Below are 11,117 nucleotides of genomic sequence, written 5' to 3'. Positions count from 1 at the left end.
GCCCTACCTCAAATAGCCTCGCTTTGGGCACTTCCGCTCACCTTTCGCCCTTCTTAGGAGGGAACTTATGCGTTATGCGGTTCGTCACTGGCGCTGGCTTGTGACACTTAGTTTGGCCAGCTTACTCACCGGCTGTCTGGCGCTTCCTCAAACGAGCCTGTTTGCGTTTCGTTTGGCAGTCACATCGCTTGGCGTTGAAGACGTGCGCATTGGCCCCTACAGCATCAATGCGGGCCTGGACACCAGCGACCTAACCAGTCTCTTAGCCTCAAGCCTGGGCGCTGGTAGCCTGCCGGTACAGGCAACGCTTGCGTTGGGGCTGGGCCTGCCTGCAGGCATGCCGGCGGTGGCCATGTCAGGTTTTGATTGGACGCTGAACATGCCGGGCGTAGAGCCTGTGCAAGGCGAGTACAACCAGGATGTGTCATTGACCCCGGGCGACGGCGCTAACCTGCGTCTGCCGGTGGCTTTTGATGTTTTAGGCACAGACACCCAGAAGATGGCGCCGATGCTGAACTTAGCCCGGCAGCTCGCCGCTCAGGGTGAGCTCCCGGCGGGCAGTCAACTGGCCATCACGCCAGGCGACCTGCGCGGGCTGGGCATGACGCTGCCTGCCGGGCTGTTAACGCCGACTATCCGCCTGAATGTGGGCGAAGATGGTCAGCTAACGCCTCAGCGTTAACGTTTTTCCTCCAGACGTTTGCGGCCTACCCAGTGGGCCGCAAACTGCCGCATAGCCACCCATGGATATTTCAATGGTTCTTCCGGTGGCAATCATTGACCGACATGATCAAGTAGCTTGGTTAAAGGTTGGCTCAATTCCGCGTCCATACCTATCCTCACAGACCGACCCTCACAGAGCTATCCTCCCATACCTATCCTCAAGTAAAGTCAGTTATGATGGCGGTATTGCTTGACCGCTCTCAATGGTTATCTTGTGAGTAGAGAACCTATTCGTCCAGAAGGAAACTATCTTATGCGTTGGCTTCGTCCATTGGCTGTTACCGCGCTATGCGCTTCGCTCGCGGCTTGTTCTACCTCACCCACCGGGCGCTCGCAATTATTGCTGCTTTCCGACGACCAGCTTAACGAGATGGGCCAGCAGGCATTTGCTCAGTACCAGAAGGATATTCCCACCGCTGACCAGGCCAGCCTGCGCTATGTGCAATGCATCACCGATGCGATTGTTGACGTGCTACCTGGCGATCAGCGCAGCCTGGATTGGCAGGTGCGTGTGTTCAAGGCCGAGCAGCCTAACGCCTTCGCTCTCCCTGGCGGCTACATGGGCGTAAACACCGGCATGTTGAATGTTGCTACCACTCAAGACCAGCTGGCAGCCGTCGTCGGCCATGAGATTGGCCACGTACTCGCCCGCCACGCCAATGAGCGCGCCTCGACCCAAAGCGCTACTTCGCTGGGGCTGTCGGTGATTTCCAGCGCCTCGGGTATGCAGAGCCCCGGTGGACAACAGTTGATGGGCGTACTGGGTATGGGCGCGCAGTACGGCATTGCGCTACCCTTCTCACGCCGCCACGAAAGCGAAGCGGACGTTATTGGCCTGGATCTGATGGCCCAAGCAGGTTTTGATCCACGTCAAAGTGTAACGCTTTGGGAAAATATGCAGGCAGCCTCAGGCGGCAGCGCTCCCCCAGCGTGGATGTCAACCCACCCCAATCAAGGCCAGCGTATTGAAGGCCTGCAGGCCAATATGGATAGAGCGCTTGCGACCTATGAACAGGCACGCAGCAATGGGCAGACGCCTAGCTGCAAGCGCCCTTGAGCAGTTAGGGCGTACGGATGTATTCGCCAAGATGAGACACCGCCCTCATCTTGGCGTAATGATTTAGACGTTAGGCGGCGTTCAGCATCTGGCGTATCATCTGGCGTACCTGGGTCGTATCAGGGCGTACATTGCGCCATAAAAAGAACGCTTCTGCCGCCTGTTCAACCAGCATTCCCAGGCCATCCAATCGCTTAGCACCATGAGTACCCGCCCATTTCAAGAACACCGTTTGTACTGCGCCATACATCATGTCGTAGGCCCAGGCACCTTCTGTAAATAAGTTACCCGGCAGCGGTGGCAACTCACCGTTTAAGCTTGCGCTACTGCCATTGATCACGACATCAAACGGGCCTTTAATCTCCTTGAACCCTCCACTGTGCAGCTCGCCAAGGTCAGCAAAATCATCTGCCAGCTGCTGGGCTTTTTCAGCGGTACGGTTAACCAGGACGACCTCGCCGGGCTGCTCGGCAAGCAGTGGCTCCAGAGCGCCCCGCACGGCGCCACCCGCACCAATCACCAGCACACGTTTATCGGTGAGGGGCACCCGGTGATAGTTCAGATCACGTATCAAGCCCACGCCATCCGTGTTATCACCATACGTCAGCCCATTGCCACCTACCGTTAGTGTATTAACCGCTTTGGCTCGCTGGGCACGTTTACTTAAAGTGTCGCATAGCGCAAAGGCGTCGCCTTTAAAAGGCACGGTTACGTTGGCACCACGCCCGCCTTTCTCAACAAACGATCGCCAAGTTTCGGCAAAGCCATCCAGAGGCGCCCGTTCCTTCGTATATTCAATGTCCTGCTTGGTTTGCTGGGCAAACTCGGTGTGAATCAGTGGCGATTTTGAGTGCTCTATGGGATTACCAAACACGCAGTAACGGTCACTCATTGGCTCGCTCCTATGCATTCTTTCATATTCCAAAGATCCCCTTACGTAGTTATGTGTGCATTGTCAGTAAGCGTTCGTTGGATTGCTTATTTATTACCTGCTAATCCCCAGCCAGTCACGAGGCACCAGATAACTATTAAGCTTGGCTTCGGCGCTGTCGGCGTCGGGTGTGTAAGCATATTCCCAGCGCGCAAGTGGCGGCATGGACATTAAAATCGACTCGGTACGCCCGCCGCTTTGCAGGCCAAATAGCGTGCCCCGGTCCCACACCAGATTAAACTCTACATAGCGGCCACGCCGATAAAGCTGGAATTCACGCTCACGCTCGCCCCAGGCATCGGTTTTACGTCGCTCCACAATAGGCAGATAAGCATCCAAAAAGCTATCGCCTACGGCGCGCTGAAAGGCAAAGCACTCATCAAAGCTGCCCGCATTGAGATCATCAAAAAACAGCCCCCCCACGCCACGAGTTTCGTCGCGATGCTTTAGGTAGAAGTAGTCGTCACACCAGGCCTTATAGCGGGCGTATACGTCATCGCCAAAGGGGTCGCAGGCGGCTTTGGCAACCCGATGCCAATGCACAACATCATCGAGCACCGGGTAGTAGGGGGTTAAATCAAACCCACCGCCAAACCACCACACCGGTGGCTCACCCTCTTTCTCGGCGATAAAGAAGCGCACGTTGCCATGGCTAGTGGGGATATGCGGATTTTCAGGATGCAGCACCCAGGAAACCCCGACCGCATGAAAACTGCGTCCGGCAAGCTCCGGGCGGGCAGCGGTGGCAGAAGGCGGTAGCTTAGCACCGTAGACATGGGAAAAATTGACGCCGCCTTTTTCGAACACGCCGCCCTGCTCAATGACCCGAGAACGACCGCCGCCGCCCTCTTCACGCTGCCAGCTGTCCTCGCGGAATGTACCACGGCCATCGGCGGCGGCCAGGCCCTCGCAGAGCCGCTCCTGCAGGTCCAGCAGGTACGTTTTAACATTATTCAGGTGCTCTTGGGCCACGGTGTCTCCAAGATGGTGTCAAAAGGGTTAATAGTAATGGTAAGGGGTGAAGGGCGAATCGGCAAAAATAGACGAGTTCTAAAGCGTTACGATCGTGATTGGAAACGCGTGAGCGCTCGGCGATAGGCACCGCTTCGCACCGCACGGCTGATCATAGGCATGGCGCTTTTGATCCCGGCCCGTACCAGGCGGCGCTGAATCCGTGGCATGTTCAGTTCAAGCTGATTTGCGGCCCATTCGGGAAGTAGATCGATTCCTGCACGCATGAAAAGCGCACCGGCCGGGCCAAAGATCACATGGCGCGGCGGGGCATCTAGCAATACCTGCACGACTTCCCGGGTGCGCTCGTCACAAATGAGTTCACGCCGTTTAGCGTCCAGGTATGCATCAATCGCAGCGCGACTATCGGGTACGTTGCTTGCGCCCAACGCCTCGGCAATACAGGCGGTCTCGAAAAAGTAACGATCCTGGCTTTCGCGCTCAAGCTGAGGATTACGATAACGCAGATGCGCAGCCATGAAGCGGCTCATCTCAGCGACATGCACCCAGGTAAGAAGATCCGGATCGTCGGCAGAATAAGGACGGCCATCGGCGGCGTGGCCGCGTACCTTGGCATGCACCCGGCGCACCCGGGCAATCGCCTCTTCGGCCTGCTCGAAAGTACCGAAGCTGGTGGTGGCGATAAAGTCGCTGGTGCGTCTTAGCCGCCCGACCATATCATGACGAAAGCTTGAGTGATCCCATACGCCAGCCAGCGCCAGCGGATGCAGCATCTGCAAGAGCAGCGCGCTGATGCCGCCGCACATCATGGGCGTAAAGTCGCCATGAATATTGCGCACCAGGCCATCCAGAGGAAAGGGGCCGGGATTTTGCGCAGCGCGTGCCTCACCCAGGCGCGCCGCCATGGCGTCATACAGAAAAGTGGCCACGGCTAGGCGCGCATCACCTGACCCGTGGCAAGGTCGCGGATAGTGCTGGGCCGCGAGTTACCGCCAAGCTCACCAGCAACCATTGCGGCGATCTCCTGACCAAAAATGCTGACAATTTCGTCACTGCTCATGGCCGGCGGCTCTCCGGCGCGATTGGCCGAGGTAGACACCAGCGGCCCGCCAAACGCTTCGCATAATGCTTTCATCAACGGGTGATCGGTCACCCGCAAGGCTACGCGCTGGTGAGCACCGCGCACCAAGGGATGGCTGCGGCCATTATCCGGCACTAACCAGGTATTGGGGCCGGGCCAGCTGGCAGCCAGCGGTGCGTGTAGTGCGAGCGGCAGTTGGCTTAGCCAGGGTTGGAACTGCTTGATGCTGGCAGCGACCAAAATAACGCCCTTGGCGGGGTCACGTGCCTTCATGCGCATCAGGTGCGTCAGTGCTTCGCCGTTATCCGGGTCGCAGCTAAGCCCCCACACCGCTTCGGTGGGGCAGGCAATCACGCCACCTGCATGTAACGCATTAACGGCAGTTTCGAGGTTGGTGGCCGGTTTCATGGCAACTCCTGCTCTACTAGAGGCGACGGGCGATAATGAGAATACGCATATTTTATCATGGCCTGGGCAAACGCACCCAGCCACCCGCCTGCTGGGCCACCCATCCATCAAGTTCCAGCATCAGTAGCCGCTGCTGACAACCGCTGACGGTTTCGCCGGTATTGTGTACCAGCACATCAAGGGGCACGGGTGTTGCGGATAAAGCGTTAAGCAGCGTATCCGGCAGCGGCTCGCTTTCGCGCGGGGGTAGTGAAGATGGTAGTGAAGATGAAGATGCAGCCGCTAGCTGATCACGCCCTGCTTGTTGATGGCCTGTCTGATCATAGTCTGCCTGGCCATGACTTGCTTGGGGTAGAAAGTGGCCTGCCCACTGCTGCAATTCCTCAACAATATCGTCAACGTGGCGCACCAGCGTTGCCCCGTTACGTAAGAGATGCAGGCAGCCTTGTGCCTGTACGTTATGCAGCGAACCCGGCACCGCAAATAGCTCTTTGCCCTGCTCCAGTGCCAGGCGCGCACTAACCAACGAGCCGCTTTTCTCCGTGGCCTCCACTACTAACGTGCCCAGGGAAAGCCCGGTCACAATCCGGTTGCGGCGCGGGAAGAACGCTGGGCGCGCCGTTGTGCCCGGCGGGTGTTCCGATAACAGCAGCCCTCCGGGGGCGTTACTTAGCTGCTCGTGAAGGTCGCGGTGTCTGGCAGGATAAATAACGTCCACGCCACAGCCCAGTACTGCGATACTGCTACCTCCGGCATTGAGCGCCGCGCGCTGGGCAATGCCGTCGATCCCCAATGCCATACCACTAACGATGCACCACCCCCGACAAGCCAGCTCCCGTGCAAACCCCTGCGCATTGGCGCTGCCTTCGGAAGTAGGTTTGCGCGTCCCCACCATGGCAAGCGTCGGCCCGTTAAGCGCCGCAAGATCCCCCTGCGCCCATAAGATGGCGGGTGGGTCCGGCAACTCGTTTAACAGCTCAGGCCAGGCAGGATGATGACGATGCAAAATATGCCGATGATGTCCACCCTGCTGCCATGCCAAGGCATCGTCTACACACTGCTGAAGCGGGCTGCGCTCTGGATGTTCAAGCCATAGCCTTAACGCGCTGGCGGCATTACTGGGCAGCGCGGCAAGCCAGCCTTCCGGCCAGCGTGGCTTGCGGGCCACCAGTTGGCTAATCCGCAAGGCGCCCATTCCCGGCAAGGCGTTAACGACTAACCACTCGCTGGCATCCATTGGCTCTCCTTAAAGTGCATGTCCGATTTAAAAGTATCCTATTGATTCGGGAACACTACCTGATCCCCGACTTCCAGCACGTTGGATGTCTGCATCACCAGCGCGAAGCTCACCTGCTGATAAGGCTTAATGACCATTAATTTGCCCGAGGGCGTCGGCGGCAGCTGGGTCACTGGCGGGTCATCAAACGTTTCGCCTGGCTGGTTAACCTGAAGGACATGCCCGGCTTGCAAGCCATCCTGAGTACCCAGATCGATGCTCACGATCTGCAGGCGGCCTATAAAACGCAGCCCGTCTGGCACATCAAGAATACGTCCACTCACGTTGCGGGGAGGCAGTTGCGGCTGTAGCGCAGAGGGCGGCGGGTGCTGTTCCCGAACAAGGATAAGATCATTACGCCGCACCTCCTGATGGGCGCGGAGTATTTCCAGTGCCAGCATATCGCCAGCGGTGCGCAAGTGGCGCGCCTCGCCAATGTTAGTGAGCGCTTGGCCCAGCGGCGTGCCGTCGTCAGCGGTATAGGTTTGCGTCGGGCGGTAAATACCTAGCGTGGCACTCTTCTGCGCAATATCCTGTGCATTCTTTTGTACATTCTCCTGTACGTTGCCTCGCGCAAAAATCGTATCGCCCGGCGCATGGAGCAGGCGCTGATTCTCGCCGCCAATGACGTAAGCTGGCGCTTGCACAGCTTCGCCCGGCTCCACTACGCGGTATTCACGCCAGAAGGCATCCAGGCTTTCAGGCGATAGCGGGTTTAATTCGTTAAGCCGCGCATCATTCTGATCACTACCTGCCGCGGACATGCTTACCCACAGCGATAGGCTGATTAGCGCGGCGCTTTTCAGGCCCAATGCTAAGTAGAGTGACCGTTTACGCAGTACGCGTGGGGCGCGCTGCATGGCCGTGACATCGCTAAAGGCTAGTATCGTCATCCCACGCTCCTTGAGGATGTTGCGATCGACTTTCACCGCGCTGCTGGCCCTGCGCCCATGCCCAGGAGTGCTGTCAGCGTGATATAATAGTTATTAGAACAGTGTGAGGCCGCAACGACCCGGCCTGATTATCAAAGATTCAGCATAACGGTGATTGTAAACTCATGGCCAAACTTCCTATTCTCGAATTCCCCGATGAGCGCCTGCGCACCAAGGCGGTACCGGTGGAAACCGTTGACGATGAGATCCGCCAACTTGTCGACGATATGTTAGAGACCATGTACGACGCTCGCGGCATTGGTCTTGCGGCCACCCAGATCGATGTCCATCGGCGCGTCGTCGTCATGGATGTCAGCGAAGACAATTCGCAGCCGCTTGTCTTGATCAACCCCCGCTACACGCCTATCGGCGAAGAGCAGGAACCGCTTTCAGAAGGCTGCCTATCGATTCCTGAGCACTACGCCGAAGTGCCGCGTTACCTGAAGGTCCAACTCAACGCCCTTGACCGCAACGGCGATGCTTACGAAATTGAGGCTGACGGCCTGCTGGCACACTGTATTCAGCACGAGTACGACCACCTGGAAGGCGTACTGTTTGTTGATTACCTGTCGCCGCTTAAACGTGATCGCATTATGAAAAAAATGCAGAAACGCCATAAGCTGATGCAGGACAACGGCTAGCTCTGTTTTATTACAGCTACGTTTTGCATAGCCTCGTTTTATCATAGTTTACTTCGGTTTTCGCAAGAAAGTTTTGCTGAAACGTTTGCGACAAGCGTGATGACAACGCTTAAGGCCGAGAAGCCCGGTGATCACAACAGTTGTTGTATGCCTTCGCTTCTCGGCCTTTATTGTTGGTCTGGGCTTTCTCTTTTTCCCTGTTATTAGGTAGCTATTGTCATGTCACAGTTGCGCGTTGTTTTTGCTGGCACGCCTGATTTCGCAGCCTCAAGCCTTGCGGCTCTACTGGATGGCAACCATGAAGTGGTGGCGGTGTATACCCAGCCTGACCGCCCAGCGGGGCGCGGACGCAAACTCACGCCCAGCCCTGTGAAAAAGCTTGCCCTTGAACACGATCTGCCGGTTTACCAGCCCCAGACGTTTAAAGATACCGACGCCCAGGCCGAATTGGCGGCACTTAACGCGGATATCATGGTGGTCGTTGCTTACGGATTATTGCTCCCCCAAGTAGTGCTCGATACGCCGCGCCTGGGCTGCATTAACGTGCATGCATCGCTACTGCCCCGCTGGCGCGGCGCGGCACCCATTCAGCGCGCAATTGAGGCGGGCGACTCCGCCTCGGGCGTAACCATCATGCAAATGGATGCGGGGCTGGATACTGGGGCGATGCTGCACGAAGTACGCACGCCGATTACTGAGCGCACCACCGGCGGTGACCTTCACGACCGCCTGGCTATTCAAGGCGCCGGTGCGTTAATGAGCGTGTTGGACGATATCGCCCAAGGCAAGGCGAGCGCCACACCTCAGCCTGCCGAAGGCGTCACCTACGCCACCAAACTCAGCAAGGCCGAAGCCGAGCTGGACTTTACCCGGCCCGCTGAGGAGCTTGCGCGTAAAATTCGCGCCTTCAACCCCTGGCCGGTTGCCTGGTGCCAATTGGGCGATGACCGCCTGCGCCTGCTGATGGCAAGCATTGAGAGCGGCGAGCACGCCCCGCAGCTTCCCGGCATGCTTTTGGAGCATGGCGAAGATCATCTGCGCATCGCCTGCGGCGCTGAAGGCCGCGAGGTCCTCTGCATCAGCAGCGCCCAACTGCCGGGCGGCAAAGCCATGGCGGTGCGCGACTTACTCAATGCCCGCCACGCACGCCTTACCACCGGCACCCGCCTTGGTCAGCAACCCCAGCAAGGAGACTCTTTATGAGCCAACAACGTTCAGCGCAACGCGGGCGCCCGTCAGCCAATAGCGGCCAAGACGTTCGCGCCGCCGCCGCTCGCGCTCTGGCACCGGTGATTAGCCAGCAAGGCTCACTTTCAAGTCTGGATGAACACAGCGTAGTTGCCCGCGATCGAGGGCTTTTAAAAGAGCTCTGCTTTGGCACCTGCCGCCGTCTTCCACGCCTGGAAGCTCTTGCCGCCACGTTGCTGAAACAGCCTTTTAAAAAGCGTGACAGCGATATCCATGCCCTGCTGTTGGTGGGTATTTATCAGCTGCTGTATATGCGCATTCCTGCCCACGCGGCGGTAGGTGAAACGGCGGGCGCCGCGCGTTTGCTGGGCAAGGAGTGGGCAACCCGCGTGTTAAATGGCTGCCTGCGCCGCCTGCAGCGAGAATCCGATGCGCTCCAGGAAGCGGTCGACCGCGATGAAAGCGTTGCGCTGTCACATCCTCGCTGGTTGCTGGATACGCTGCGCAACGCCTGGCCCGAGCAGTGGCGTGCCATCGTCGAGGCCAATAATGAGCCCGGCCCCATGACTCTGCGGGTTAACCAGCGCTATAACGACCGTGAAGCGTACCTGGAAAAGCTCGTTGAGGCCGGCTTAAACGGCGAGCTATGCACCCACTCGCCGGATGGCATTACGCTGCATACCCCGTGTGACGTGACGGCCCTGCCTGGGTTTGCCGAAGGCCACGTCAGCGTGCAGGATGAGGCGGCTCAGCTTAGCGCCGCACTGCTGGGCCCAGCGCTTGCTCCCCGAGCAGGCGCCCATGTGCTGGATGCGTGTAGCGCGCCCGGCGGTAAAACCGCTCACTTGCTTGAGCAGTTCGATATTGCCCTGACCGCTCTGGATAGCGACAACCACCGTCTATCGCGCGTTGAAGACACCCTCAACCGGTTAGGCTTATCCGCTGAATTGCAGCATGCCGATGCCGCCGAGCGTGACTGGTGGAACGGCACGCCGTTTGAAGCTATTCTGCTGGATGCCCCTTGCTCCGGTACCGGGGTTATCCGGCGCCATCCAGATATCAAGGCGCTGCGCCGTAAAGAGGACATCCGCCAGTTAGCCAAGCTGCAACAGCAGCTACTGGATAACTTGTGGCCTCTGCTACGCGAAGGCGGCACGCTGCTCTACGCCACCTGTTCAGTACTGCCTGAAGAGAACGCCAAGCAGATCGATGCGTTTTTAGCCCGGACACCGGATGCCAAGGTGACCACGCCCAATGACGTTGCCTGGGGAGTGCCGAGCGGCCAAGGTCGTCAGCTGTTTCCCGAACAGGGACGTCACGATGGCTTTTTTTATGCCAGACTAGAGAAGCATACTGCTTAAACGTAAGTAGTGAATTCATGACTAAGGATGGAGATAACATGACGCAACATACCTACAAGCACGTAGAAATCACCGGCTCTTCCGAAAAAGGTATCGAGGACGCCGTGCAGAACGCACTTGCTAAAGCCTCAGAATCCATTCAGCACATGCGCTGGTTGGAAGTGACCGATACCCGTGGTCATATTGAAGATGGTCGCGTTGCTCACTGGCAGGTCACTGTCAAAGTTGGCTTCACGCTGGAATAAATCCTACCTGCTTTTCGACGGCGGCTGGTTTACACTGGCCGCCGTCTTTGTTGCAGCGCATTACGTTAGAACTGTATATAAGAACTGTATATAAGAATTGTGTATAAGAACTGTGTATAAGCACTTTATATCAGGACTTTATATCAGAACTTTATATCAGAACTTTATATTAGGACTTCACGTTAGACATTGCGCTGGCGCTTTTAATGGAACCGATGCTCAGTAATGAAAATCATCATTCTCGGCGCCGGCCAGGTCGGCGGTACCCTGGCGGAGCACCTCGCCCGCGAGGAAAACGACAT

Annotated in this window: 12 protein-coding genes; 6 read left to right on the top strand and 6 right to left on the bottom strand. The window is 57.6% G+C overall.

From position 1 onward, the window contains the following. Window positions 1–67 precede the first annotated feature (67 nt). On the top strand, window positions 68–682 hold the full coding sequence (locus INT33_RS00060; RefSeq protein ID WP_193090811.1) for a hypothetical protein: 615 nt from the start codon (window positions 68–70) through the stop codon (window positions 680–682). Window positions 683–976: 294 nt separating this feature from the next. Next, the gene (locus INT33_RS00055; protein ID WP_192538596.1) at window positions 977–1,780 is read left to right on the top strand and encodes a M48 family metallopeptidase; all 804 of its coding nucleotides are present in this window, start codon (window positions 977–979) and stop codon (window positions 1,778–1,780) included. A 70-nt stretch (window positions 1,781–1,850) separates the two neighbouring features. On the opposite strand, the gene aroE is transcribed toward INT33_RS00055, so the two are convergent. The 6 genes from aroE to INT33_RS00025 form a co-directional block, all read right to left on the bottom strand. Continuing rightward, a complete protein-coding gene (gene aroE / locus INT33_RS00050) occupies window positions 1,851–2,672 on the bottom strand; it encodes a shikimate dehydrogenase (RefSeq protein WP_192538595.1) in 822 nt (273 codons plus the stop codon). A 93-nt stretch (window positions 2,673–2,765) separates the two neighbouring features. Further along, window positions 2,766–3,683, bottom strand: a complete 918-nt coding sequence (gene hemF, locus INT33_RS00045) for an oxygen-dependent coproporphyrinogen oxidase (RefSeq protein ID WP_192538594.1) — start codon at window positions 3,681–3,683, stop codon at window positions 2,766–2,768. Window positions 3,684–3,769: 86 nt separating this feature from the next. Further along, window positions 3,770–4,612: an oxygenase MpaB family protein gene (locus tag INT33_RS00040; RefSeq protein WP_192538593.1), complete on the bottom strand. Its 843-nt coding sequence runs from the start codon at window positions 4,610–4,612 to the stop codon at window positions 3,770–3,772. A 2-nt stretch (window positions 4,613–4,614) separates the two neighbouring features. Further along, entirely contained in the window at window positions 4,615–5,172 is a 558-nt protein-coding gene (locus INT33_RS00035; RefSeq protein WP_192538592.1) for an L-threonylcarbamoyladenylate synthase, read from the bottom strand. Window positions 5,173–5,227: 55 nt separating this feature from the next. Beyond that, window positions 5,228–6,409 carry a DNA-processing protein DprA gene (gene dprA, locus INT33_RS00030; protein ID WP_192538591.1) on the bottom strand — a complete coding sequence of 394 codons (1,182 nt, stop codon included), beginning with the start codon at window positions 6,407–6,409 and terminating at the stop codon, window positions 5,228–5,230. A gap of 38 nt (window positions 6,410–6,447) precedes the next feature. Next, the gene (locus INT33_RS00025) at window positions 6,448–7,341 is read right to left on the bottom strand and encodes a peptidoglycan-binding protein (RefSeq protein ID WP_192538590.1); all 894 of its coding nucleotides are present in this window, start codon (window positions 7,339–7,341) and stop codon (window positions 6,448–6,450) included. Between the two features lie 164 nt (window positions 7,342–7,505). Here INT33_RS00025 and def point away from each other — a divergent pair, with 164 nt between their 5' ends. From def to INT33_RS00005, 4 genes are all read left to right on the top strand, one after another. Further along, complete coding sequence (gene def, locus INT33_RS00020; RefSeq protein WP_018918148.1) at window positions 7,506–8,021, top strand: peptide deformylase; 516 nt, start codon at window positions 7,506–7,508, stop codon at window positions 8,019–8,021. 219 nt (window positions 8,022–8,240) lie between these two features. Further along, window positions 8,241–9,224 (top strand): methionyl-tRNA formyltransferase, encoded by a 984-nt coding sequence (gene fmt / locus INT33_RS00015; RefSeq protein ID WP_193090810.1) that lies wholly within the window; start codon window positions 8,241–8,243, stop codon window positions 9,222–9,224. Then, window positions 9,221–10,570 carry a 16S rRNA (cytosine(967)-C(5))-methyltransferase RsmB gene (gene rsmB / locus INT33_RS00010; RefSeq protein WP_193090809.1) on the top strand — a complete coding sequence of 450 codons (1,350 nt, stop codon included), beginning with the start codon at window positions 9,221–9,223 and terminating at the stop codon, window positions 10,568–10,570. The genes fmt and rsmB overlap by 4 nt, the downstream gene beginning before the upstream one ends. Before the next feature lie 38 nt (window positions 10,571–10,608). Further along, complete coding sequence (locus tag INT33_RS00005) at window positions 10,609–10,815, top strand: dodecin (protein ID WP_192538587.1); 207 nt, start codon at window positions 10,609–10,611, stop codon at window positions 10,813–10,815. Window positions 10,816–11,117: the final 302 nt, after the last annotated feature.

The sequence above is a fragment of the Halomonas colorata genome, from assembly GCF_014897985.1.
GTDB classification, from domain to species: domain Bacteria; phylum Pseudomonadota; class Gammaproteobacteria; order Pseudomonadales; family Halomonadaceae; genus Vreelandella; species Vreelandella colorata.
This window is presented reverse-complemented; position numbering and strand designations above follow the sequence as displayed.